At 47.6% G+C, this 24006-nt stretch carries 24 protein-coding genes; 4 read left to right on the top strand and 20 right to left on the bottom strand.

What is annotated here, in order from left to right:
• Nucleotides 1–9: 9 nt before the first annotated feature.
• The 18 genes from QLG08_RS17470 to QLG08_RS17385 all read right to left on the bottom strand — a co-directional run bounded on the left by QLG08_RS17470 (nt 10) and on the right by QLG08_RS17385 (nt 17253).
• Nucleotides 10–351, bottom strand: coding sequence for a cupin domain-containing protein (locus QLG08_RS17470; protein WP_064373138.1), 342 nt, complete (start codon nt 349–351; stop codon nt 10–12).
• A 13-nt stretch (nt 352–364) separates the two neighbouring features.
• Complete coding sequence (locus QLG08_RS17465) at nt 365–1006, bottom strand: 3-oxoacid CoA-transferase subunit B (RefSeq protein ID WP_164886575.1); 642 nt, start codon at nt 1004–1006, stop codon at nt 365–367.
• A gap of 7 nt (nt 1007–1013) precedes the next feature.
• Nucleotides 1014–1682 (bottom strand): 3-oxoacid CoA-transferase subunit A, encoded by a 669-nt coding sequence (locus QLG08_RS17460; protein WP_024472349.1) that lies wholly within the window; start codon nt 1680–1682, stop codon nt 1014–1016.
• 87 nt (nt 1683–1769) lie between these two features.
• Nucleotides 1770–3080, bottom strand: a complete 1311-nt coding sequence (locus tag QLG08_RS17455) for an MFS transporter (protein WP_238493248.1) — start codon at nt 3078–3080, stop codon at nt 1770–1772.
• A gap of 208 nt (nt 3081–3288) precedes the next feature.
• Complete coding sequence (locus QLG08_RS17450) at nt 3289–4287, bottom strand: LysR family transcriptional regulator (protein WP_105080460.1); 999 nt, start codon at nt 4285–4287, stop codon at nt 3289–3291.
• A 100-nt stretch (nt 4288–4387) separates the two neighbouring features.
• Nucleotides 4388–5071, bottom strand: coding sequence for a Crp/Fnr family transcriptional regulator (locus QLG08_RS17445; protein ID WP_064373132.1), 684 nt, complete (start codon nt 5069–5071; stop codon nt 4388–4390).
• 183 nt (nt 5072–5254) lie between these two features.
• Complete coding sequence (locus QLG08_RS17440) at nt 5255–6211, bottom strand: transporter (protein WP_024472353.1); 957 nt, start codon at nt 6209–6211, stop codon at nt 5255–5257.
• Nucleotides 6212–6259: 48 nt separating this feature from the next.
• Nucleotides 6260–6517, bottom strand: a complete 258-nt coding sequence (locus QLG08_RS17435) for a hypothetical protein (protein WP_238493250.1) — start codon at nt 6515–6517, stop codon at nt 6260–6262.
• Nucleotides 6518–6528: 11 nt separating this feature from the next.
• Nucleotides 6529–7332 (bottom strand): 2-keto-3-deoxy-L-rhamnonate aldolase, encoded by an 804-nt coding sequence (yfaU, locus tag QLG08_RS17430; protein WP_064373130.1) that lies wholly within the window; start codon nt 7330–7332, stop codon nt 6529–6531.
• A gap of 25 nt (nt 7333–7357) precedes the next feature.
• A complete protein-coding gene (locus QLG08_RS17425; RefSeq protein ID WP_238493251.1) occupies nt 7358–8647 on the bottom strand; it encodes an MFS transporter in 1290 nt (429 codons plus the stop codon).
• 55 nt (nt 8648–8702) lie between these two features.
• A complete protein-coding gene (gene rhmD, locus QLG08_RS17420; protein ID WP_105080459.1) occupies nt 8703–9908 on the bottom strand; it encodes an L-rhamnonate dehydratase in 1206 nt (401 codons plus the stop codon).
• Nucleotides 9909–9926: 18 nt separating this feature from the next.
• On the bottom strand, nt 9927–10709 hold the full coding sequence (locus QLG08_RS17415; protein WP_024472358.1) for an IclR family transcriptional regulator: 783 nt from the start codon (nt 10707–10709) through the stop codon (nt 9927–9929).
• A 492-nt stretch (nt 10710–11201) separates the two neighbouring features.
• Entirely contained in the window at nt 11202–12464 is a 1263-nt protein-coding gene (locus tag QLG08_RS17410; RefSeq protein ID WP_110286518.1) for a PTS transporter subunit IIC, read from the bottom strand.
• Between the two features lie 87 nt (nt 12465–12551).
• Nucleotides 12552–13547, bottom strand: a complete 996-nt coding sequence (locus QLG08_RS17405) for a 2-hydroxyacid dehydrogenase (protein WP_110015250.1) — start codon at nt 13545–13547, stop codon at nt 12552–12554.
• A gap of 16 nt (nt 13548–13563) precedes the next feature.
• Entirely contained in the window at nt 13564–14325 is a 762-nt protein-coding gene (locus tag QLG08_RS17400; RefSeq protein WP_110286519.1) for an SDR family oxidoreductase, read from the bottom strand.
• Between the two features lie 11 nt (nt 14326–14336).
• On the bottom strand, nt 14337–15875 hold the full coding sequence (locus QLG08_RS17395; RefSeq protein WP_110015248.1) for an FGGY-family carbohydrate kinase: 1539 nt from the start codon (nt 15873–15875) through the stop codon (nt 14337–14339).
• A gap of 20 nt (nt 15876–15895) precedes the next feature.
• The gene (locus QLG08_RS17390) at nt 15896–16447 is read right to left on the bottom strand and encodes a glycerol-3-phosphate responsive antiterminator (RefSeq protein WP_110015247.1); all 552 of its coding nucleotides are present in this window, start codon (nt 16445–16447) and stop codon (nt 15896–15898) included.
• Nucleotides 16448–16461: 14 nt separating this feature from the next.
• Nucleotides 16462–17253, bottom strand: coding sequence for a phospho-2-dehydro-3-deoxyheptonate aldolase (locus QLG08_RS17385; protein ID WP_238493252.1), 792 nt, complete (start codon nt 17251–17253; stop codon nt 16462–16464).
• A 597-nt stretch (nt 17254–17850) separates the two neighbouring features.
• On the opposite strand from QLG08_RS17385, the gene QLG08_RS17380 reads away from it, so the two are divergent.
• Nucleotides 17851–18012: a hypothetical protein gene (locus QLG08_RS17380; RefSeq protein ID WP_233255855.1), complete on the top strand. Its 162-nt coding sequence runs from the start codon at nt 17851–17853 to the stop codon at nt 18010–18012.
• A gap of 76 nt (nt 18013–18088) precedes the next feature.
• The gene (locus QLG08_RS17375; RefSeq protein ID WP_238493253.1) at nt 18089–18895 is read left to right on the top strand and encodes a phosphotransferase; all 807 of its coding nucleotides are present in this window, start codon (nt 18089–18091) and stop codon (nt 18893–18895) included.
• 253 nt (nt 18896–19148) lie between these two features.
• Here QLG08_RS17375 and dcm read toward each other — a convergent pair whose 3' ends face one another.
• On the bottom strand, nt 19149–20471 hold the full coding sequence (gene dcm / locus QLG08_RS17370; RefSeq protein ID WP_110015244.1) for a DNA (cytosine-5-)-methyltransferase: 1323 nt from the start codon (nt 20469–20471) through the stop codon (nt 19149–19151).
• Nucleotides 20472–20578: 107 nt separating this feature from the next.
• Here dcm and QLG08_RS17365 point away from each other — a divergent pair, with 107 nt between their 5' ends.
• A complete protein-coding gene (locus tag QLG08_RS17365) occupies nt 20579–22081 on the top strand; it encodes an AAA family ATPase (protein WP_282473045.1) in 1503 nt (500 codons plus the stop codon).
• Nucleotides 22078–23325, top strand: a complete 1248-nt coding sequence (locus tag QLG08_RS17360; RefSeq protein ID WP_110015242.1) for an LlaJI family restriction endonuclease — start codon at nt 22078–22080, stop codon at nt 23323–23325. The genes QLG08_RS17365 and QLG08_RS17360 overlap by 4 nt, the downstream gene beginning before the upstream one ends.
• Before the next feature lie 108 nt (nt 23326–23433).
• On the opposite strand, the gene QLG08_RS17355 is transcribed toward QLG08_RS17360, so the two are convergent.
• On the bottom strand, nt 23434–23829 hold the full coding sequence (locus tag QLG08_RS17355; RefSeq protein ID WP_110015241.1) for a hypothetical protein: 396 nt from the start codon (nt 23827–23829) through the stop codon (nt 23434–23436).
• Nucleotides 23830–24006: the final 177 nt, after the last annotated feature.

The following is a 24006-nucleotide window of genomic DNA, read 5'->3' as shown; positions in this document are numbered from 1 at the left end:
CCTTACAGGTTACGTATTGCTGGCGATGACCAGCATACTGGTCGGATAATTGGTGTGGTTAACCACTTCACGCCCCTCAAACGGCGCGAGGAAAACGGCTTCCCCTTTGCTGACAACACGCGTTTCTTCTTTGGTACGGATGGTGATGGCTCCCTCCAGCACGACGTAGAGCTTCTCCGTGGGCGAGTCGTCATAGGCCCACTCGGCACCGCCGCCGGGTAAGAAGTGTGAAAGTCCACACCAGAATTGTTTTGCCTCACAGAGCGCAGCGTCGCACAACTTCAGCGCCACCATGGCGTGATGCAGTGGTGGGTTGTAAGGGCTGGCTTCACTAATCGGTATCACTTTCATTGATGGTGTCCTTTTAGGAAAACTGGGTTAATGTTTCAGAGATGCGTAGCGGTGCGGCGGTTTGCGCAACCACTTCCTCCACGCTGGTATCGGCAGCGATTTCGCGTAAAACCAGGCCGTTATTGACTTCAATGACCGCTTTTTCCGTCACGATCAGATTGACCTGGCCGACGGCGGTCAGCGGAAGCTGGCAGCGAGGCAAAATTTTTGACTGGCCTCTTTTATCGCAATGTTCCATGGCGATGATGACGCGGCGGGCACCGTTCACCAGGTCCATAGCGCCCCCCATTCCGGGCACCATTTTGCCCGGGATGATCCAGTTGGCGAGATTGCCTTCCTGATCTACCTCCAGCGCCCCCAGAACGGTCACATCGACGTGACCACCGCGTATAATGGCGAACGACAGGGCGCTGTCGAAGAACGCAGCACCGGGTACGGCGGTGACCGGTTGACCGCCAGCGTTAGTTAAATCGGCGTCGATACTGTCGCTATCCGGCATGGGGCCGAGCCCCACCAGGCCATTTTCAGACTGGAAGATGACGCCAAGATCGTCGGCGACGTAGTTGGCGACCTGCGTCGGCAGGCCAATCCCCAGATTCACCAGGTCCCCTTTGTGAAGCTCTTTTGCGACCCGGCGCGCAATGCGTTCTCTCATGGCGTTTTTATCCACGGTGATCTTCCCCCTTAACCAGGTAGTCGATAAAAATGCCGGGCGTGTTGTAACGGTCGGCGGCGGTACAGTTCATCGGCACAATGGATTCGCACTCGGCGATCACCAGACGTGCGGCGGTGGCCATCACCGGGTTAAAGTTTTTGGTGGTTTTATTGAACATTGCGTTACCGGCCGTATCGGCAACGGAGCAGTGGATCAGGGCGATGTCAGCCTGCAGCGGCCGTTCCAGCAGCCAGGGCAGGCCGTCAATGATGACCTGCTGCTTGCCATCCTCCACCACCGTGCCCAGCCCGGTGCGGGTCAGTACGCCGCCCAATCCGGCTCCGCCTGCGCGAATACGCTCAACCAGCGTGCCCTGGGGGACCAGCTCCGCTTCCAGCTCGCCGCTGGACATCTGGCGTCCGGTTTCCGGGTTCAGGCCAATATGGGAAGCGATGATCTTGCGAACCTGCTTATTGACGATCAGCTTGCCGATCCCCCGATCGATAAACCCGGTGTCATTCGCGATAATCGTTAAATTACCCACGCCTTTTTCCACCAGCGCATCAATAATTTTTTCTGGCGTCCCAACCGCCATAAATCCGCCAATCATGATAGTCATGCCCTCTTCCACCATGTCGGCTGCGCGTTGCGGCGAAATATTTTCTTTTTTTAGCATGGTATGACTTCCTGAATAAGTGACGTTACTATTTGTAAACCGATAGTTAACGAAAACAGTTTTCCCTGGTGAGGAACTGTAAAATTGTTATCCGGCGACGACGGAATCTGTTTTGCCTTTGCATTTGTCGTTAATCATGAAAATTAATACGGCGGCAATAATATCCAGCACGATAAATGAAATATAAGCTGCGTCGTAATCGCCGGTATATTTCAGGCTAATAGCCGCCACCGCAAAACAACTGACCCGGAATAAACACGCAATGGTTGAAACCAGACGGTTAGCGGCGGAGAAGTCATAGCGACCATAAACGGTGCCGACCATTGATGTGCAGAGCTCTTTGATACCGGCGATACTGGCCCCCACCATTAATAGCGTGAAATAGGTAAAGTAATCGCTACCGCGAACCAGCAGGCAGGCGTGAGTGATAGCAAAGAAAAAGGCGTAAGCGATGCTGGCTTTTCGGGTACCGACTTTGACATCCACCCATCCCCAGAAGTAGCTGAACACGGCGCAAATCAACGCGGCGGAGGTAAACATCCAGACGGCGGTTTCTCTCGCATAACCCACTGAAATCAGCCGGGGGATCAGCTGACTGACAACGCCGATATCCACCAACCACAGCAGGCCGAAACCGACGGAAATCAACCACATTTCCCGGTCGCGGAACAGCACGCGGTAGGTAAAGGGGCTTTGGTAATCGGTCTGCGCCGCCAGATTAGCCGCCTGCTGCTCGCGAGAAATCGGCTCGTTATCGGGGTACAAACCCAGCTCTTCCGGCGTATTGCGGATCCAGAATATCGAGATGATACCGAGGGTAATTAACGTTCCTCCGACGACGGCATAAGCACCGGGGACGCCGAAACGATCAAAGAGGAAGAACATGATAGGAATAAGCGTTGCGGTACAGAATGACATCCCCATGGTTGCCCAACCCAGCGCCAGGCCTTTTTTCTTTGGAAACCAGCTATTCAGCAGGGTAGCGGGAACGTTGAAACAGCAGCCGGTGGCCAACAGATTCATCAGCGCCAGACCAATAGCATATTGGGTGTAAGAGGTGACGCGGCCAAACCAGATCATCGTTAATCCCAACGCCAGCAGGCCAAAAATGGCGACGATTTTTGCCCCTCTGCGCTTGATCATTTCGGCGATGACCAGCGCACCGATAACGCCAATCCAGCCCGCGGGCGTTGAGAAAGAGAGAAGCGTGGCGAAATCCCAGCCGTGAAGATCGACAAAGCTCTGGACGATAACGTTCAGGCCGTCTGCGGTCCAGGCGGCGAAGTTGTAATACATCAGCATACTGAAGCCGACCATGCTCCAGCCCCAGCCGCCGAAGTTACTTCGGGTGCTGGAATGGTTTGCCGTTTTGTCGGCAATGTTATTTGTATTTTTCATAATTCTCACCCAGTTAATAAATTTAACCCTCCCCTTAACAACTGGCTCTGAATAATAAGGGGCGATGCGGCGCAAAACATTTTCGAGGGGCAATGTTATTATCGAGAAAACCAACTTACTAAGATCAGATTAACAACAGGTTTTTTGGGTTTGAAGACTATAAATAAAAAGTGCATTTGCAAATATGAAAAGAGGCACCGGCGATTTTTCAGGATTTTTTCTCGCGCATTTTCTGAAAGGTATCGGTGTGTTGTTCAATCAAAAAATGTTTAAAAGAAGATACGCATTCGGTTATTTGGCTGCGGGCCGGATAATAGAGGTTTAATAACCACTTCGATGTTTGCATCTCCTTAAAAAGGCAGGTGAGTTTTTCACTGCGAATATCACGCTGGACAACATACTCCGGCAGGTAGGCAATGCCGGCCCCTGAAAGCACCGATTTTCGTAACAGCGTGCTGTCACAGACCTCAAGCGATTTGGGAATTTTGAAAAAGTGACGTTCGTTATTGATCTCGTAAGCCCAGTCGTTGCTGCCGGTCAGCGAGCTGGCGAACAGACAGCGATGATGCACCAGCTCCGACGGATGCTGCGGCGTGCCGTTCATCAGTAAGTATTGCGGTGAGGCGACGGTCACGAACGGCTCGGCGATCAGATTACGCTTCACCAGCGGAAGCTCCTGATCCTGGGGATGGCTATAGGCGTTGACGGCGCCGATGATGATATCGTGATCTTTCCAGTTCTGAATACCGAAGGCTGAGACATGAACGGCGATATTCACCTGACGGTTACCGGCCAGATAGTTAGCGACGATGGGCATCAGATATTGTTCGGCATAGACCGGCGTACAGCAGATACGAATCGTTCCCCGACGCTGGGTGGAAAAATGCGTCAGCTCATTTTTGAGCTGACTGACTTTCTCACCGATTAAACAGAAATTGCGATACAGATAATCACCTGCATCGGTCAGCGGCATGGCTTTGTTGTTGCGCCGATAAAGCGGGCAGCCAATTTCTTTTTCCAGATCGGACAGCCAGCGCGATCCAGAGGAAATGGAGATTCCCATTCGCTCTGCCGCCGATGAAATGGAACCGGTAGTAACCAGATTCACGAAGAACATCATTCTGGTCATGATATGCGGATCTGAAAGGGTGACATCCTGCGGCAGGACGGGGGCGGACGCCTCGCTACGATAGTCTTCACTGTACATAGTCGGTTTCTCGCTTCAGATTGGCCTGGATTTATCCTGGCAGCTAACCTGATGAGCAAATGGCAAGCATTCACATTTGCCGCGCGCCACGGTTCACAATTTACACAATCTCTCGGTTGGCAACCTTCCTAAGCCCATCCAGATCCAGCACTTCGATATTGCCGTAGTGAAGCGCCACCATCTGGCGCTGCGCGAAATGTCTGAGTGTTTTGGCAACAAAAGGACGTGACAGGCGCAGGCATTCGGCCATGAACTGCATCGTGAAAGGAATGTGGCGTTCGCGACAGGGGCCGCTTTGTCCCTCTTCACAATCCACCAGAAAAGCCGCCACACAGGCTTCCCTGGAGGCCACTTTATGTGTGTAAAGCACCCGATCCAGATCGTGAAGTCGCTCGGTAAGTGAATCAACCACCTGCATTTTGAATTCATCAAACTGGGCCAGCAGCTGCGTGGCGCAGGCGCGCGGAAGAAGCAGTAATTCCACATCGGTCATGGCGATGAAGTTACGATCTAACGGCGTGTGCTTCCAGACGAAGTCAAACAGGATCATGCGGCCGACCGGAACGTGGGTGAGCAGCGTCTGGTTGCCGTTAGCGTGGTGAACATTCGCGAACAGATGGCCTTTTAACGTCCAGGCTATCGCCTCAACGTCGGCGCCCTGATGAAACACGATGCTGCCGGCTTTTTCGCTACGAATACGCGACTGGCGCAGTAAAGCCTGCTGAAGCGCCTGAGGAAAGGCGTTCCAGCCGGGGATCATCATTATGGCTTCTTCGGCGAGCATAAACGCTCCTGTCTGAGGGGGAGAGGAACGATTGTCAGCAAACGGAACGGGGTTTTTAAGCCGGGAATAGACAAGATGTGATAGCTATCAAAGAGAGCCGTCAGGAGCAGGAAGCACTTTTTCTTTCTGCTCCTGACGCGCTGAGGTATCACGCCGGGTGATGACGTGAGGGAGTAACCCCGGCTACAGCGGCATCGACATCCCGATATGGAAAAAGGTCATTCCGGCATCGTTTTCGCTATGCAAATTAAACAACAGTCGGCTGGTAACAGTTACGCCGCTAAAGTCATAACTTATCATTGGACCGGCTTTGATGTGCTCGACGCGCTTACCGGTGGAGTAGATCCCCTCCACGGCCTGTACCGTTCTGCCGTTTACCTTGTCGTCAGTCACCTGCTTCGTCCAGTTGCCGATAAGCCCCGCCGTGAGGTTGTTGCTGATGCGATGGGTGGCGGTAACGTCCATGTACCAGGTACTGCCGGAGCGGTAGTCGGTTTCGCTGTTTCTCGTGTTGAAGTCAAAAATATTATTGAGCGTAATGCCCCAGTCATCGGTCAGATAGCTGATGGCGATATTGGGTTCAAACGACCAGTAATCCCAGGCGACATTATCGCCGGAGGTCTCTTTTTGACCGGTTACCGCATTGCGGGTATAGGCCGTTTTGCCATCCGGTAAATAGATGGCTAACCCGGCGCCGATGTGGAAATTGTTATGGAGATCCCAGGAGAGCGCGAGGGGCGTAATGCTGGTTCCCATCAGGCCATTGGTGTGGTCAGTGGTGTGCTGGCCTGTATTTTTCACCTGAATAAATTTATAGGGCTGTACCACCATCGCCGCATAGCGCGCGCCGAAAAGTTCCCAGCCAGGAACCCATGTGGCAGACATTACCAGCCCGACGTTGGAGAGCTTATTTTTCCCTCCGGCGATTTTCGCCGTATCACCGCTGCCGTTTCGCACGACGCCGGTTTCATAGGTGGATGTCATTGACAGATACAGCCCGTCGGGCGGAAGCGCGCCTGTATGGGTACCGGTGGTGGCGCCGGGCTGTAACGGCGTTAATCCTTCGGCAGCAAAGAGTGGGCAAGGAACAACCAGAGAAGCGGTAAGGGCCAGGGTAAGAGGTAGCGTTCTGATTTTCATTTTAATCGTCCATTTTATGACCAGTGCCGGAACGATTAAAAGCAAAAATCACGCGACCTGGAATAGCATAAATAAGAACGTCTTTTCGGAATTTGCAAAAGCAGTTGGAAATGTTAATCCGTGCTGCTTTTCAGACTTGATGCCGGCAACGCTGCTGCAAAACCTGTAGGGGCCACGACCGTTTTCACCGTGGGATGTGAGAGGATTTTGGGGGCGGGGTTTGGTGACGCTGAGCTCATCGGACCATGCCATACGGCTTAATCGCACACAAAGCCGCAGCACACAGGTCAGATAAGCCAGCGCCATTCGTCATCGCCTTAATAACTGCTTTTAACAACTTTTTCGGTCACGTTTGCTTTAAACATCGCCAACCGGCGATCCAGCGCTTCGGTGTAAAGCATGGTGTCGACACCAACAGCAACGAAATTTGCCCCCCAATGCAGGCATTTCTTCGCCATCTCCGGGTCAACGGCCAGGAACCCCGCCGCTTTCCCGGCCGCACGAATGCGCTGGATGCTCTCCTGAATGATCTGCTGCACCGCAGGATGTCCGGCATTGTCAGGATAGCCCAGCGACGCTGACAGATCCGCGGGTCCGATAAAGACGCCGTCAATCCCCTCCACGTTCAGAATGGCATCGAGGTTTTCCAGTGCCGTTTTGCTTTCCACCTGCACCAGCAGGCAAAGGGAGGCATTGGCCTGAGCCATGTAGTTTTCGATACGTCCCCAGCGCGCAGCGCGCGCAACGCTTGCCCCAACGCCACGCTCGCCCAGTGGCGGATAACGCGTGGCGGCGACCACCTGGCGCGCCTGTTCAGCAGTATCAACCATTGGGATGAGTAGCGTCTGCGCCCCGATATCCAGTACCTGCTTAATCAGCGCCTTGGTGCCCTCTACAGGACGGATCACTGGCTGGCTGGCATAGGGGGCGATGGCCTGCAGTTGATGATAGAGATCCTGCACCGTATTGGGTGCATGTTCACCATCAATAAGCAGCCAGTCGTAACCCGAGGTCGCGGCAATTTCCGCCATGTAAGACGTGGTTGAACTCAGCCACAATCCGATTTGCACTTCTTCTTTCTTCAATCCTTCCTTAAAAGGATTGGCTAGCAATGCGTTCATAATGATCCTTACTGCGTGGATAAACTTATTGATGCGCGGCATCCGGCTGCGACCGGGTGCGGTTCACGCTCAGGGTAAAAATAATGAATGAGCCGATGATGGCAATGCCGGCCAGCGTCAGCAGACCTGCTGCATCGCTGGCAAACAGGGTTTCGGCTTTCACGCGCAGAATGGGCGCAATAAATCCGCCCACCGCGCCGAACAGGTTTACGAAACCGATGCCCGCCGCCAGCGCCGTGCCGGAAAGTAACTGCGTTGGCATGGTCCAGAACACAGGCTGTACGGCAATAAAACCAACTGCCGCGACGCAAAGCGCCAGAATCGCCAGCACCGGAGAGGCAAGGCCAGAAAGACCGATGCCAATTCCTGCCGCCAGCAACGTCAGGGCTGCTACGTTACGGCGATCGCCAGTGCGGTCGGAATAACGTGGGATTAGCCAGGTGCCAAAGAGCGCAGCGACCCATGGAATGGCGCTGACAACCGACGCAGTGAACCCCACTTTGGTGCCCAGCAGCGCGGCAACCTGAGTCGGCAGAAAGAAAATAAGGCCATAAACCGCGACCTGAATCGTCATATAAATGATCGCCAGTTGCCAGACGCGCCCGTTGCGCAGGGCATCGGTGAGTTTCGACGTCGACTTTTTCTCTTCTTCGTTCGCCAGCTGGCTTATGAGCGCGGCCTTCTCTTCTGCATTCAGGAACCGCGCCTGCTGTGGCGAGTCATCCAGCCAGAAGAAGGTAAATACACCTGCCCCAACCGCCAGTAAGCCTTCGATAACGAACATCCAGAACCATCCCGGATGCCCCATAAAGCCGTGCATCTCCAGCAGCGCCCCGGACAGCGGCGAGCCCAGTGTCAGCGCCAGGGGAGCGCCCATGTAAAATAACCCCATGATGCTGGCGCGGGTGCGCTGCGGGAACCACTGAGAGGTGAGGTAGATCATACCGGGAAAGAAACCGGCTTCTGCCGCCCCCAGCAGCGTGCGAACAATCAGGAATTTCGCCTCTGTATCTGCCCACGCCATCGCGGCGGAGAGAAATCCCCATAACAGCGTCGTGGTGCCGATCCAGGTTCTCGCCCCCAGTTTGCGCATCAGCAGGTTGGCAGGCACGCCAAGAAAGGCGTAAACCACAAAGAATATCCCGGCACCCAGCGCATAGGCTTCATTGCTCAGTCCGGTATCGATCTGATAGGTCTCTTTGGCGAAGCCGATATTAGAACGGTCAAGAAACGCCAGCACGTACAGTGTCAGCATGAACGGGATTAAGCGGGCACGGTTTTTCTTCACCACGCCGTCAAGTAAAGTGGTACTCATAGCAGACTCCTCAATAAAATGAGGGCGTTGCACGCAAAGCGCAACGCACGGGTGATTAGTGGCTATAAGGGCGTTGGAGGTTACAGTCGCGGTTAAGCTCGACGCCAAATCCCGGTTTATCCAGTACGGATTTATGAATGCGCCCTTTCACCGGCACGGGCTCATCCAACAGGATCGGGTCAAACTGTGGGCGCATTGATGAACAGTCAGGACTGGTCATCAGGAACTCACTAAACGGCGTGTTGGTGAAGGTAATAACGGCATGATGCGAATAAACAGAGGATCCATGCGGCACCACCAGCTGCCCGCGCGATTTCGCGATGGCCGCAATTTCTGTCAGCGTGGTTAGCCCACCGCACCAGCCCACATCCGGTTGCATAATATCGATGCCGGTTTCCGACAGGGTGCGGAAAGACTGCAGCGTACCGTGATGCTCACCGCTGGTGACCATCATTCCCGACGGGGCATGACGTTTCAGTTCGCGATAGCCTTCGTACTGTTGTGGCGGCAGGCACTCTTCGATCCATTTGAGATTGTAAGGCGCACAGGCATGGGCCAGTTTAGTCGCGTAGTTCACGTCCTGACTCATCCAGCAGTCGAGCATCAGCCAGAAATCCGGGCCGCATTTCTCCCGCATGTCTGCGACCATGGCAGCATCTTTGCGGATCCCGGCATCTCCGTCGTGCGGGCCCCAGTGAGTCGGCATCTTGCCGCCGATAAAGCCCATCTCTTTCGCCAGATCGGGACGCGCACCGGTAGCGTAAAACTGGATCTCATCTCGTACCGCGCCACCCAGTAATTTGTAAACCGGCAAACCGACCACCTTACCGAACAGATCCCACAGCGCCAGATCCACACAGGAAATGGTGTTCATGACCAGCCCACCCGAACCGGAGTAGTAAAGGGTTGCACCCAGCATTTGATCGTGAATGAGCTTAATATCGCTGACGCATTTTCCTTCGATAAAGCGGTTGAGATGCTTTTCAACAATAAAGCAGCCCATTTCTCCCGCCGTGGAGACGGCAAAACCGATCTGGCCGTTATCTGCCTCGACTTCTACTATCAGCGTTCCCAGCACGTTAATGCCGAAAGACTGGCGGGACTGCTCATACTCGCGATATTTGCTCATCGGTGTGGCAATGTGATCGTCGATCCAGTGATTTTTACCCTGATCGTGGTAGTCACCGCCGCCAGCGCCCTTTTGCGCTGTGGCTCCTCCGATAAACCAGGCACGAACATGTTTAATTTTAGGTAGGGTCATAACATTCTCCATTTATGATTAAGATGCGATTGAATCGAATGGACTTTTCCAACCCAGAAGACGTGATATCTCCTTCGCACAGGCAATGGCTTTCCCGGCCAGGTAGTCACGGTTCTCATCGTTGATTTGCAGTCGGGTACCCACCACCGAGATAGCGGCGGCGGGTTCCTTGCTGGCATTGAAAACAGGTGCAGCGATGCAGCGTACATCCGGGTAATCTTCCCCGTTGTCGAAGCTCCATCCACGCTGGCGGATGCGTTCCAGCTCATCGCTTAACTGCAGAGGATCGGTAATGGTCGTTGGCGTCGCTTTTTCCCATACCAGTTGCGCAATAATGGCTTTTCTTACCGGTGCAGGTTGCCAGGCCAGCAGGCATTTGCCGATGCCAGAACGATAAAGCGAGAGTCTTTTGCCTTCGTGTGAGCGGACACTGATCGTGGACGAGGACTCCACTTTGAGGATGTAGTAAGCGCTTTCGTGATCGATAATGCCCAGATGACACAGTAACCCGGTCTCATCCATCAACTGCGTCAGACGCGGGCGCGCCAGTTCGCGTAAATCCATTTTGCTGAGCGCGTGTTCAGAAAGCTCGACCAGTTTCGTCCACAGGCAAAAATTATCCTGATGATCGACGCTAATAAAGCGCTGCCGCTTTAACTCATTCAACAGCAGATACGCGGTGCTTTTTGGGATCCCCAGCGTTTCGATGATCGTCGCCGCGCTGCATGGCCCTTTTCGCGCAATCAAATTAAGAATATCAATCGCCCTGGTAAGAGCCGGGACTTTGCTTGATTCCAACATAATGGACTCCAGTCTGAGCTAGTGGAATCAGTGTGAATGCCAGGCTGGGCGAAATGTTTGAAGTGCGTCATAGCTCGCCTCTCTTCCAACTGAGTGGAAAATTAATGCGAAAAAACGTGAATTTGCGCACAGACTTTTTCCGAGGCGGTGCAACAGGTTGGACAAGAATGAGGGATATCGTGTGCCTTCTCACTGTCCTGCTCTGCAGAAGAGGTTTTCCGGCAACAGACGTGGCTATAAAACGCTTATAAAATAAGTGTGCCTTTCCATTATTGTGACGCTACGTTGATACTTTTTGTTGTCATAATTAGACGCTTTAAAGCAAGACGAGATATTTACGCTTGTCCGCCTGTCCGGGATGGGGTTTAAAAAAGATGGGGCCTGACTGGCAGTGAAACAGAGAAAAAGGCGTTCAAGCGAGTTTATGTAAAAAATGTCATGCCGAAAAAGAGGGCAAATGCGTGCCCTCTTTTTAAGTAAGTGGCTTAGCACTTAGGGTACAGCGCTAAAAAACTCGCCGAATTTGACAGCCAGCCAGCCGACAGGGGTGGTTGCACCGCCGACTAAATTGGTAATTTCAGACATCCCTTCCGGTACCGGAATATTGGAATTGACTGCCGCTTGGGTGTACTCCTGTGAAATGTCGGTTCCGACATACAGGATGCAAGTTACGACAAGCGTCCCGGTAATGAACATGCGGAACATATTACGCTTACAGAACGGCGTGACCATCGCCAGAAGGAACATCAGTGAAGCGAGATCAACAAAAGGCAGTACGCGATTACCGGGTAAAATGACAGACAGCACGACAGCCATAGGAATTAACAGCAGGCCGGTGGCCATTACGGAAGACTCACCAATCAATAGCGCCGTATCCATACCAATGTAAAAATCGCGGTTCGGGAATTTTGCCTTTAGCTTTGCCTCTGCGGCATCACGAACAATCAACAATCCCTGTACCAGAATTTCAATCATCTTAGGCAGCAGCAGCATGGCGGCTGAAACCTTAATAGCCAGTGAAACGGCTGCGGAAACGTCGTACCCGGCAAGAAACGCCAGCAGCAGTCCCAGCACAAAGCCCAGCGTGACAGGCTCACCGAAGACGCCAAATTTTTTATTAATACTTTCAGGATCAAAATTAATCCTATTGATCAGCGGGATCTTATCAATGACGTAATTACATGCAATGCCAAACGGAACGTAGGCTATACATGTAAGATGCGGGAATGAAATCCCCTCAAGGTTATAATTTTTTTGTAAATAGGGCGCTGTTAAATCAGCGGCCAGTAATGTCAGGACAAAAATACCGAAAGTAATCCCTACTGACAGCCAGTAGTTTTCCGTTCCCGCATACACTACCGACCCCATAATCAGGAATATCCAGTAGTTAAAAATATCAATATTTACCGTTTTGGTTAGCTTCAACAGAAGCATGGCAAGATTGATGACTATAAACCCCACCACGACGGGCAACATTAGCGGTGAACCCCAGCCAATCGTTGACGCGGTCGGCCATCCGGTATCGACGACAGTTAACTGCAGGCCGATACGTTCTACCATTGCCTGTGATGCCGGCCCCAGGTTTGTCAGCAGCAGGCCAATCACCAGCCCAACCCCTTCAAAACCAATACCGACCAGCATCCCCGCTTTAAATGCCGTACCGATTTTAACCCCAAAACAGAGTGCGATAATAAAGAATATTACTGGCATCATTACTGATGCCCCCAGACTTATAATGCTGTTGATAATATCCATAGCAATTCCTTAAAAGGCGGGCAAATTGGGCACGAGCGATCCCGTGCCCTCTGGGCCCTGTTAATACCTTTAATGGCTTTTTTGTCTTTAACTGAGTTTCTTTAAAAGGATCTCAGCGAACAGTTTTGGTGAATGGCTAAATGCGTCAATGGTACTTCCGGCAATATGCGGCGTAAGGGTGACGTTATTTAGCGTATAAAATTCACTGTCATCAGGCAGTGGTTCGTCATCGAACGTATCAAGCGCTGCGCCCATGATTTTTCCGGTTTTAAGCGCATTAATCATTTCTTTTTCATTGATTAACCCGGACCGCGCCGTATTAACAATGATGGCGCTGCTTTTCATTAGCGCGAAATGGTGTGCATTGATCAGATTTTCGGTTTCCGGCGTCAGGCGAGCGTGCAACGATATAATGTCGGCACGTTGTACCAGTTCATCCAGAGAGTCGACTTTTTCATAGCGTTCATGGCCTGACACGTACTTATCGTAAAAAATAATCTCTGTACCAAAGCCACTCAGAAATCCGGCGACTAACCGGGCAATATGACCCAGGCCGACCAGCCCCACAACTTTCCCTCCGAGCTCTGGGATCGCCTGATGGTTCGGGCTCTCTTTACGCCAGTATTTGTCACGCAGGGCATCGTGTGAACGGGCGATATTGCGCATTTCTGCAAGGATCATAGCGACGGTGAATTCTGCTACGCTGCGAGCATTACGCCCCGGGGTGTTAATCACCTCAACGCCCCGCGCTTTCGCCACTTCTTGATTCACATTTTCAACTCCACCGCGGAGCACGCCAACATATTTCAGCTTTGGCAGTTTATTAAATACCGCCGTATTGACGGGGGCAAACTGAGTGATCAGGATTTCAATATCATCAGCGCCCTGAAGCAGCCTTTCAGGTAAGGCAACAGCCTCTGCGCCTTCCTGTTCAACACACAGATTATCCTCCTGAAGTTTCTCGACAGAGTCATGTGACCACTCACGCACTTCAACCTTAATCCCCTTATCCTTGAGCGCTTTTAGTCCTGCTTCCATCATCGCTGCATTGATAAACAGATCGGCAATTGCCAGACATTTCATAATGATTCTCCGTAGATTAACGCATCAACATACCGCCGGTAACATCCAACGTAGCTCCCGTCATATAGCTGGTTTTAGGCGAGACCATGAACACACCGATATCGGCAATTTCGTGAGGCTGGGCAACGCGGCCCACCGGAATACGGTTGACGTAATAGTCAGGGTTCTGCTCAAGATTTTTGCGGATCATCGCGGTATCCATGATCCCCACGGCGATATTGTTCACATTGATTTTTTGTTTTGCGACTTCCCGCGCCAGAGAGATAGCGAAGGCGACAAGGCCGGCCTTACTTGCCGCGTAGTGTGCATGCCCCGTTGTGGAGCCGTGAAATGCAGCCTGGGAAGTGATATTCAGAATGCTGCCCATCCGATCGTGTTTCAGGCAGTGGTTGATAAACAACTGGCAGAGATGGAAGACGGCTTTGAGATTGACATTCATTACCCTGTCCCAGTCCTGCGGGCTGATTTCTGTTACATAGCCACTCAGCCAGATCCCGGCGTTATTCACCAAGATGTCAGCTTTGCCCAGCCTGTCGATACAGGTAGCAAAAAGATTTTCCCGGCTCTGTTCGTCACCGAGGTCAGTTTTAACCGCGATAATCTCAACGTTAGCGCTGGACTTCACCCTTTCGACCAGTTGTTCGGGGCACTCTTCTTCACGCAGATAGGTAAAACAGATATTGACTCCTTCTTTTGCCAGCGAAAGGACAAACTCTTTCCCCAAACCGGTCGCACCGCCTGTCACGATGGCCGTACGATTCGTCAAATTCAGGTCCATTCTTTCCTCACTTAGTGCGAAATGTAGTTGCTGCAGCTTTTCCAGGGAGACTGCATTTCAGATAACAGGTTTTTATAGAGCTGGTATTTTTGCTGGTAGACCCTGTGGCTTTCTGGATCGGGAGACACGGTACGTGAGACATGGACCATTTCATTTGAGGCCGCAAATACATCTTCATACCAGCCCACCATCACGGCGGCTGTCATCGCGGTACCCAACGTGCCGTGCTCTTTGACGTCAACGATTTCCAGCGTGGACTGGAAGATATCCGCAAATATCTGCAGCCAGACCGGGGAGTGAGTGACGCCGCCGGCAATACGAATCGTGCGGCTTAATTGCGGGTTAATATTGCGTAAGCGCTCGGTGTGATAGAGATGGCTAAAGGCCACGCCCTCATAAATCGCCCGCAGGAAATGCGCTTTTCTATGGAAACTGTTCACGCCGATAAAGCCTGCCGAGGCGTCGGGAATGGTGTTGGAGCCAAACACGAACGGAAAGAACAGCAGATGGCTTTCATCCGGCGTCGTTGATGACACCAACCTATTGCACAGGTCATAAACGGACGCTCCCTGCACGGCGGCGGCTTCACGATCGCTCTCCATAAAGTTATTGATAAACCACTCAAGGTTGCTTGCGGAGGTAGGACTGGCCTCGGTGATTAACCATTTCCCCTCAATGGGATAAATGGAGGTCATAAACAAGTCTTTATCAATAACCGGGTGGTCAGTAACGTATTCGTTAATGCTCCAGGTTCCCGTGACGATCGCCATCTTATTGAGGCTGTTAATTCCCGAGGCAATAGAAGACGCCGAAATATCGAATACCCCGCCAGAAACCGGTGTTCCGGCGCATAAACCGGTCAGGCTGGCTACGGCGTCGGTGATTTTTCCACAGCATTCTGTTGAGCGTTTGACAGGGGGCAGTCTGTCTCGCAGTTCAGCAAGCCCCCACCATGCAAGCAATTCCTCGTCATATTCGCAGTCGCGTACGTTGATCAGGTTAGTCCCTGAGATATCGGTAAGTTCAAGAAAAGCTTCTTCCGTCAGGAAAAAACGAATCAGGTCTTTGACCATAAAAATGTAACGCGCTTTTTGCAGCGTTTCGGGTTCGAAGTCCTTCAGCCATGCCAGCAAAGCCACAGGCTGGCCAGCCCAGATTGACTGCATCGTTTTTGGCAATATGTCGGCAAGAAATTCAGGCGATCGTTGCCATTTTTCAACATATTCTCTTGCCCGATTGTCGGTGGAGATAATGCCGTTACGCACCGGCTTGCCGGCTTCATCAACCAGGTACAGGCCGTTACCATGGCCGGTCACGGCAACACCTTTAATCTGGCTGGCGTTGATCCCTGACTTTTCAATCACCTTTTTGATGACCTCGACATTAGCGGCCCAGAGTTCATCGATACTCCGCTCTGTATGAAACTCCTTGGGGGTGATCATCTGCGTCGCTTTTGAGGCGATAGCGAGTACATTTCCTTTACGGTCATAAATGGCTGCCTTGGTGACGGTTCCACCATTGTCGATGCCCATTACGTATTCATCATTCATTAGCGTGGACTCCTTATTGGTTACCATAAGCCGGGATCACTGGTGGTTATTCCTTTGAATCCGGCATGGAATATTTTGTCTACAAGGTATTTCCGCTTAACAAAGCCTCCGGCGATGAATACCACATCAAAGCCTTTCAAATTTCGGCTAATCAACTCCAGACACTGGCAGGCATATTCAGCAGGTAAGATTTCAATTGCGTCCGGTGGACTGTGTTTAACAATATTGAGCGACTGATCAAGCGATCGTGAATCGATAAGTAAAACCCGATAAATGGTCAGTAACCCCTCTTTTTTTGCATAGCGTAGTGCAGAGAGATTGGAAGAAATAACACCATCAACTTTATAATAAATTTTCAGTAGATTTATCCCGACCTGATCGGGTTTGAACCCCCCGAGCAATTCAAGATGAACCAGTACCTTCTTACCGCTTTGATGACATTTACCAATAAGTGACTGTAGGTTTCCAATATTTGCCTCGGACAACAGAACATATTCGGACTGACATGCTATTGCCTTATCAAAGTATTTATATTTCCTGACAGAAGGAATGATGGTGTTATTTGCAAACATATTAATTTCCGAGGTTATTTAGCCATGTAAAGACTATATGCATCTTCCGATGTCGCGTTTTCATGGATGATGGCATTCAGACCTGCGACTACTTTCGCGGGCTGCGGGTCCTGGGTAATGTTACGCCCCACCGCTACGCCTTTAGCCCCCATCTGCATACAGTGCTGAACAAATTTGAAATAACCATCGATACCGGTTTTTGGCCCTCCCAGGGCAAGCACCGGCACGCCAGCGGCTTCAACGATCAGCCGGTCGTCGGGTGTACCGGTGAAACGCGTTTTGATAATGTCTGCCCCCAGCTCAACGGCCGCGCGGGCCGATGCGGCAATGATGGCTGGATTATTCGAGTCATCACTGGTGACGGGATAACCATAAGGGAGTGATTCAACAATCAGCGGCATGTTCCAGCGATCCGATGCCTGCGCGAGCTTCATCGCCATAACGTGTGTCTTTTCTTCGTTGAAGGCCCCCGGGAAGGTCATGCAAACCACCCCCTCGGCCGCGACTTTAAGTGCATCTTCAATAGAAAAAACGGGGGTCGTATCGGGAACGGTATTGTTAAAGATATTCACCGTACTATCGACGCGTAACACGACGGGCACGCGATCCAATGCTTTCCGGTAATTTTTCAACATTCCGTATGTGACGAGTGCACAATCCAGCCCCTGCTCAACCAGCGCCGGGAGTTGATTGATGGTGTTATCAATACCTTCTGTTTTCGTTGAAAAATAGTATCCATCCAGCGCTAAGGTGACGGATTTACCGTCTTTTGCGAATATTCTTGAGAGACGACGTTCTTTGGACATTAATTTACTCCTGAGATAAAAAAACAAAAAAAGCCCTCAGAGACTCACGTCTCTGAGGGCTTTCTATTCACTTACCCTTTTGATAATGGTTCAGTCACCCAAAGCATTATCAATAATGATTTTTTAGCAAAATGAGAGGGGTTTATTGTTTAAATTAAATCCGTTCTCTTGCTTTATTTAATAACTAACATGCGTGATAACTTTCTGTCCAGCCTGTATCTTTGAAATGGGACACTCATCACATCGGCATTAACTATTGCACTGCACCGCCCCGGCCAAATACGGAAACCAAACCCATTGAAAGATAATAATTAATTCCTCATACCTATGGCGAGACTCATGCTGATTGTTTTTCCTGAATCAATCCTGAAAAATACCTGAACTTACCGCGGGATTTGATACACCGTTGAGTGAATCATCTCTGTGTTTTAAGTATCCCGCTAAAGCGAACTGGAGATCTTTCGACATACTCAACGCGCTAATGAAGGGGGCAACTCTACGTGACAGGCCGTTTTTGCTGAGCATCAGATTATCGCCGCGTTCCGGCGATTACCCTGAAAGGCTGTTGGCTGAAAGAAGCAGGGGGTTTCTATTGGTGTGCAACTGGATGTGAAGGTCACCTGGTGCCAGATTATTATCAGCTTTAAACCCAGAGACGTGATCAACGGGACGCGGGTGGGATCGATTAAGGATCTGGCTTCGCTGTCCGTCCAGCAGAGAAAGCGTGTGATGAAGGCTATTGGGCTGACTGAGTGGTAAAGGGTTGAGGCGGCCTGCTCCTACGGGGTTAGGAGCAGGCTAGATTTGTTACGTTAAAAGTAAATGCAGAGTTACTATGACCGACGCCGATATAGCGAAAATGGGTAGTGCCCGCGTAAAACGACTTGAGGATGAAGATGGTAAGCCCTGTGCCATTGAGAAAGAGCCGGTAAGTGAGGTTGAATATGCTTTCTATCACAATGCCGCTCCCCTTCTGGCTCAGCTTGGCATTCTGACGCCCGTGGTGAAATCAGCCTGCTACGAACAACGAAAGCTCGTACTCGAATACATTCCTGAACCCATCCAACAAGACGCTGTTATGAGCGATGCGTTCCTGTCCGTGCTTGCGCGATTACACATAATCGAGCCTGATTCCTCATGGAGGTTCAGCACACATCAGTGGGATGAGGCAGCACTTGAAGGCTGCCTCGCTCTGCTTCGCCTGCCTGCTCAGGCGGAACGGCAGTTTCGGGCAATGCAGAAGCACAGCAATGTTCTTTTTGAACCGCATTGCGTGATCTCCGGTGATACCAATGCAGGTAACTGGGGAAAGAGAGAGAATGGCGAACTGGTGCTGTTCGACTGGGAACGCTTTGGCCTAGGTAACTCAGCGATAGATTTAGCGCCTTTGGTCAAAGGGATGGGCGGAGAAGAAGACTACCGGGCGATAGCGCGACGCTATTGTCAGTTGAATAGCAGGTTCAATGCGGATGTGCTGGCAAAAGAGATAGCTCTTGCTAAAGCGTGGATTGTGAATGAGGTGGTGCTGATATTGAGTGAGCGGGGAAAGCCGGAACTGGCGCAGTATTTGGGATGGTACGGGGAGGTGCTGCCTGAGTGGTTGGCATCATTAAGATTAACGATTAAACCACGGTTATTTTAGTAGTTACCAAAAAATGAGAAAATAAAGCGTTTGAAATGGGTAAAACCACCATAAAATAGGATGGTAAAATGCTAAAATACCTCAATTAACATATTTAAAATTTTAATAAAATTACGCAAAAGGCATTTCTATGTGAGATAAATTCCATCCAAAAATATAACAACACCCACATAACACGCAATAATTAAAAACATTTTAAAAAAGTTTAAATAAGTATATAAAAGTGGCGAAATAAAGATACGCCACTCACATTTTAGTTCGCCAGATCTAACTGCTGAATGCGCTTTTCAATAACTAGCTTTTGCTCAGCATTTTGCATCGCTTCAATTAATTTTTCGGCTACAGCTCTAATGACATTTATACAAACAGAATTTCCAAACTGCTTATAAATTTGGCCCTGAGATACAGCATCAACGATGTACTCATCGGGAAAACCTTGTAATCGAGCACACTCGCGTGGGGTCAACTTCCTCGGATTTTTTCCAAGATGAGATTGATCAATTAAAATTTCAGATCCATCTTTATAATATCGAGCGCTAATTGTATTGGTATATTTACTCTCACTATTGAAAAGAGAATATCCAAAGCCATTCCCTTTCTTGCCATGTTCGAGTTTTCTTTTTTGATGACCGACCCATAGCCTATCAGAAATAGTATATTTATCTTCGAATGAAGACAAATTACTTAAATCTTCAAGAATATTACCAACTCGAGTTTCTTCCATCGTTGGTTTGGGCCACTGGAATAGCTCTTCGATATTAACACCGCTAAAATAATCCATATCAAAACCTACAATAAAAATTCGCTCGCGATTCTGTGGTGCGCCAAAATCACCAGCCCTCAAAACTTTATAATCGACCCAATAGTTAAGTTTTTCTGAAAGAGCCTTTCTGGCATCGTCACTTATAGGAAAATCATTTGGAACTGTATCACTATTATTACCTCTCAATATGTCAAGAATAGTGTTTAAAGTCCGTCCTTTATCATGACCTTGCAGTTGTTTAACATTCTCAAGCATAAATGCTTTAGGCCTTTTAGCCGCGATAATTCTTTGAATTTCAAAAAACATGGTACCGCGAGTGTCACTAAAACCTTTTTTTAAACCAGCTTGAGAAAATGCTTGACATGGAAATCCCCCGAGAAGTACGTCATGCTCAGGTATGTCTGTTGCCTTAATTTTAGTAATATCTCCATGTGGCATTTCTCCAAAGTTAGTAAGATAAGTTTTTTGAGAAAACTTATCCCATTCAGATGAAAAAACGCATTGTCCGCCCTGTTGCTGAAAGGGAAGTCTTATCCCACCAATACCCGCAAATAAGTCAATAAATGTAAAATCACCTTTTTTTTCAAGGGATTGGCTGAAAGGTGCATTTTTCAAATATTCGTTAATCTTTTCTTCAATGTCGAGAATGGCTTGCCACTTCGCTTTAGAAGGAGAGTGCTCGCCTTCCTCCCATCCGCGAATGGTGCGTTCACCTGAGCTGCCTAGCCCCAAAAGGTTTGCTAACTCCGTTCGCCCAAGGCCTAATCTTTTCCTCAATTCTTTGATATATTGTGGTTTATGAGAGTCGGTCATTCAAAATTGCCTTATCCGGTTTTTCACCCTGCAAAACTATCAGTCTGTTGATAATGAGTCAACATAGTTCTGATCTTATAAGCATTAAATCAGCAAAAGAGGAAAATATGTCTCAGATTTCGATTGAGCAACTTGAAAACTTAAACTTAATTTGGAACGAATCTTCTGATTTTAAAGTGTTTTTTTTAGGCACGGGCTCTTTTTTTGAGGTTACTAATTCGTCAGGTAAAACTCATGACGTTTCATTTCAATGCATCCTGCAATCATTGATTGACATTAGCAAAAGTAACAAAGCAAAACAATTTATAAACTATTCGACTCAACAACCATCCAAGATCACTAATGTGCAAGCACTGGACCAAAAAACTTTTGATGACATTATCGAAACTGGTCCTGCAGAATGCACTGAGTGGAAATATTACGAAAAGATGGTTCGCGTTCTAGCAATACGTGTTCTTACACATCCCCGCGCTCGAGTAGTTGCATCAGAACAAACTAAACTTTTTTTTAATATTGCATCCAGAATAATTCATATTGCCAATAACTTGGATCCTAAGAATCTTGACAACTACATTCCTTTTAATAATGAACAGCTTAATGTTGCCATTTTATATCTCGAACAGATAATTAAAGTTTTCAGCTCAATAACATACCAGAAAAAAATCAATTCGCATCAGTCATTTCTCGAAAAGAAATTAAATACCATTTTCTTTGGTGCACCTGGGACTGGAAAAAGCTGGGTGATAGAGCGTGAGACGGTAAATGCCATTAAGATTAGAACAGTCTTTCATCCTGATATGCAATATAGTGATTTTGTAGGTGCATTAAAACCTCGAATGATTAAAAGCGATAACAATATAAGAGTGGGCTATGAATTTCGTCCTGGACCTTTCACCAATGCTTATATTAAAGCTCTAAATAATCCACGTAATTATGTTTATTTGATAATTGAAGAAATAAATAGAGCGCCGGCAGCAGCTGTTTTTGGAGAATTGTTCCAACTTATAGACCAAGATAATGCCTATGAAATTGATATTGATCCAGATATGTTAGATTATATAAATGAGAATATTGAAAATAAAATAGAAAAAATCTTTCTCCCCCCTAATTTCACAATATTAGCAACAATGAATAGTAGTGATCAGGGAGTTAATTTACTTGACACTGCATTTAAAAGAAGATGGTCAATAAAATATATGCCTATTGATTACAACAACGCGACTCCAGGGGTATTTTTAATACCTGTTACGGGTGCTACTTGTGAGATAAGCTGGGCTAATTTTTCAAAAATTATAAACGAAAAACTCACAAATTTAGGTATACCCGAAGACAGACTTTTAGGTCACCGTTTCATTTCAACAAATGAAATATCTAGCAAAACGGCTGCTACTGATACTTTACGTTTTAAAATTTTTGCTTATCTCTGGGATGATGTTTTACGCCACGGAAAGCGCCAACTGATATTCTCCCCTGAGGTGTTAGGAGAGAACATTAGCAATTTTGGCAATCTCATTTCAGCTTTTGATGCCGGCATGCCTATCTTTAATATTAATGTTGAAGAATCTATTTGTACAGCAGGAAATATAACTTTATCGACGAATCAATTATGAAAATAAATATCCATGAAGACAGATGTATGCTTAGCCTTTTATCAAAAGATGTAATTGATATTTTGAAGGTTAGAAACATAATTAGAAATGAGCAAGAAAGAATTGATTTTTGCGGCATGGTTATTAGGAGAGAGGAAATTGACGTATTTATTCCTCGCAACAGTTCTATCAATAAAAACAACAATACTAAAAGTATTTGTTCTTTGCTAATGCGAGCAATCCATAAATTTTCACTTAGACGAGAACGCTTTTCTTTATCGGATGGAGATACTGAGCATATTACAGGTGAATCTCTACTCAATCTGGCTTTCAGGATCCTTACAGATTATATTTCACATGGTATTTATTCTAAAAGAGTTTATGAAATAAAGAAAAACCCATCGAAAACCGACTGGAACAGAACGATTAAAAAAAGTAAAATCTATCCTTCTTTTGAGTCTTACATATATTTAGATACTTATGGAAAACGAAAGAAAATATTTTATAATGATCCAATCACACTAATTCATGTCAGTATCATACGTGAAATATATCATTCTTATGGATGGATATTTTTCAATTTTGATTCCAACACAGAATCAAATTTATCCGAATTTGAAAACCCTGTTAGCGATATAAAAATTAAGCTAATGATTTTAGAAAATGAACTTAGACATGTATATTCTGACCGCGAAACAAAATTAATTAAAGATATGATGGATTATCTATCAGAAGTTAATGGTCATCCAGGTCAAGATTGTGTTATTGGCGTTAATAAATTTCAAACTGTGTGGGAACACATGATAGATGCCTGTCTTGAATATAAATTTGATATTAATAATAAGTTAGCAAAGCCATGTTACAAAATTAATGGTCTTTATGAAGTGGCCAAAAATAAAGGTGGTCGTACAGACACAGTTCTCAAAGATGAAACTGGAAAAAAACTTGCAATCGTAGATGCTAAATACTATGGTGCGACTAACCCTAATGAACTTCCTGGATGGCCCGACATCATTAAACAGTTTTTTTATGCCATGGCCCTCAAGGATATTTATCAGAATTCAATAATCTATAACTATTTTGTTTTCCCGGGCGGTTTAAAAAATATCGAGTCAATACATTTGCAAGATCCTATTACTAAAGTTTTAAAAGATGAAAGTTATGAGCCTATAAGGTGTATTTTTATTGAGCCATTTTCTTTGATGAAAGCCTATAATTCAGACAGTAAACTAAAAGATTTATCAAATACTCTTCTTCATATTTAAACCATACTATTTCATTGCAAATAAAGATATAAAGGATATTTTAAAGCATCATATAAATATTGATGCTTTACGTTTTTTTAGGATTATAGATTCTTCGGATAAAAATATTTAAATACGGTGCCAATCATTCGGATGCATATAACCAACGGTTAGTAAATTGTCACCTCTACCATGATAAATAAACCATATACTCCCTGCAGGCGCATAAAAATCCTTACCATTTGCCATGTACAAACGCAATTCATTTTTTTCAGGCTTGGGAAATACTAAATTTAAACGAACAATGCCATTTTGATAGAGTTTAAATTCTTTGGCCGCCAAATCAGGATTACTTTTTACAGGCCCCCGACAAATTTTATCCGGACCAAAAAAATTTATCGCTAAATTTTTTTCATGATCAGTTAAAGTTATTTGGCTTTTTGTCGCCTCATCTGCTAAAGATATTTCAGAATAGGCTCCATCCAAAGCATTAAAAAAACTTAAATGATTTTGATTAAATCTCATGGGAAACTCCTTGTGTGTATAATGTATAAATTTAACTCTTTAACTCTTTAACTCTTTAACTCTTTAACTCTTTAACTCTTTAACTCTTTAACTCTTTAACTCTTTAATTCTTTAATTCTTTAATTCTTTAATTCTTTAATTCTTTAATTCTTTAATTCTTTAATTCTTTAATTCTTT

Origin of the sequence: Pantoea sp. V106_11 (assembly GCF_029967885.1) — a bacterium.
Classification (GTDB): Bacteria; Pseudomonadota; Gammaproteobacteria; order Enterobacterales; family Enterobacteriaceae; genus Pantoea; species Pantoea ananatis.
Note: the sequence above shows the minus strand (reverse complement) of the source record. Positions and strands in the feature narration are given on the sequence as shown.

What these genes read in the sequence shown, in the direction of transcription:
- QLG08_RS17415 (WP_024472358.1), bottom strand. Translation starts at nt 10,709, where the DNA reads ATGTTGGAATCAAGCAAAGTCCCGGCTCTTACCAGGGCGATTGATATT.
- QLG08_RS17365 (WP_282473045.1), top strand. Translation starts at nt 20,579, where the DNA reads ATGTCTCAGATTTCGATTGAGCAACTTGAAAACTTAAACTTAATTTGG.
- QLG08_RS17395 (WP_110015248.1), bottom strand. Translation starts at nt 15,875, where the DNA reads ATGAATGATGAATACGTAATGGGCATCGACAATGGTGGAACCGTCACC.
- QLG08_RS17375 (WP_238493253.1), top strand. Translation starts at nt 18,089, where the DNA reads ATGACCGACGCCGATATAGCGAAAATGGGTAGTGCCCGCGTAAAACGA.
- QLG08_RS17440 (WP_024472353.1), bottom strand. Translation starts at nt 6,211, where the DNA reads ATGAAAATCAGAACGCTACCTCTTACCCTGGCCCTTACCGCTTCTCTG.
- QLG08_RS17435 (WP_238493250.1), bottom strand. Translation starts at nt 6,517, where the DNA reads ATGGCGCTGGCTTATCTGACCTGTGTGCTGCGGCTTTGTGTGCGATTA.
- QLG08_RS17360 (WP_110015242.1), top strand. Translation starts at nt 22,078, where the DNA reads ATGAAAATAAATATCCATGAAGACAGATGTATGCTTAGCCTTTTATCA.
- QLG08_RS17465 (WP_164886575.1), bottom strand. Translation starts at nt 1,006, where the DNA reads ATGAGAGAACGCATTGCGCGCCGGGTCGCAAAAGAGCTTCACAAAGGG.
- dcm (WP_110015244.1), bottom strand. Translation starts at nt 20,471, where the DNA reads ATGACCGACTCTCATAAACCACAATATATCAAAGAATTGAGGAAAAGA.
- QLG08_RS17460 (WP_024472349.1), bottom strand. Translation starts at nt 1,682, where the DNA reads ATGCTAAAAAAAGAAAATATTTCGCCGCAACGCGCAGCCGACATGGTG.
- QLG08_RS17355 (WP_110015241.1), bottom strand. Translation starts at nt 23,829, where the DNA reads ATGAGATTTAATCAAAATCATTTAAGTTTTTTTAATGCTTTGGATGGA.
- QLG08_RS17385 (WP_238493252.1), bottom strand. Translation starts at nt 17,253, where the DNA reads ATGTCCAAAGAACGTCGTCTCTCAAGAATATTCGCAAAAGACGGTAAA.
- QLG08_RS17400 (WP_110286519.1), bottom strand. Translation starts at nt 14,325, where the DNA reads ATGGACCTGAATTTGACGAATCGTACGGCCATCGTGACAGGCGGTGCG.
- rhmD (WP_105080459.1), bottom strand. Translation starts at nt 9,908, where the DNA reads ATGACCCTACCTAAAATTAAACATGTTCGTGCCTGGTTTATCGGAGGA.
- QLG08_RS17390 (WP_110015247.1), bottom strand. Translation starts at nt 16,447, where the DNA reads ATGTTTGCAAATAACACCATCATTCCTTCTGTCAGGAAATATAAATAC.
- QLG08_RS17470 (WP_064373138.1), bottom strand. Translation starts at nt 351, where the DNA reads ATGAAAGTGATACCGATTAGTGAAGCCAGCCCTTACAACCCACCACTG.
- yfaU (WP_064373130.1), bottom strand. Translation starts at nt 7,332, where the DNA reads ATGAACGCATTGCTAGCCAATCCTTTTAAGGAAGGATTGAAGAAAGAA.
- QLG08_RS17450 (WP_105080460.1), bottom strand. Translation starts at nt 4,287, where the DNA reads ATGTACAGTGAAGACTATCGTAGCGAGGCGTCCGCCCCCGTCCTGCCG.
- QLG08_RS17425 (WP_238493251.1), bottom strand. Translation starts at nt 8,647, where the DNA reads ATGAGTACCACTTTACTTGACGGCGTGGTGAAGAAAAACCGTGCCCGC.
- QLG08_RS17445 (WP_064373132.1), bottom strand. Translation starts at nt 5,071, where the DNA reads ATGCTCGCCGAAGAAGCCATAATGATGATCCCCGGCTGGAACGCCTTT.
- QLG08_RS17405 (WP_110015250.1), bottom strand. Translation starts at nt 13,547, where the DNA reads ATGAAATGTCTGGCAATTGCCGATCTGTTTATCAATGCAGCGATGATG.
- QLG08_RS17410 (WP_110286518.1), bottom strand. Translation starts at nt 12,464, where the DNA reads ATGGATATTATCAACAGCATTATAAGTCTGGGGGCATCAGTAATGATG.
- QLG08_RS17455 (WP_238493248.1), bottom strand. Translation starts at nt 3,080, where the DNA reads ATGAAAAATACAAATAACATTGCCGACAAAACGGCAAACCATTCCAGC.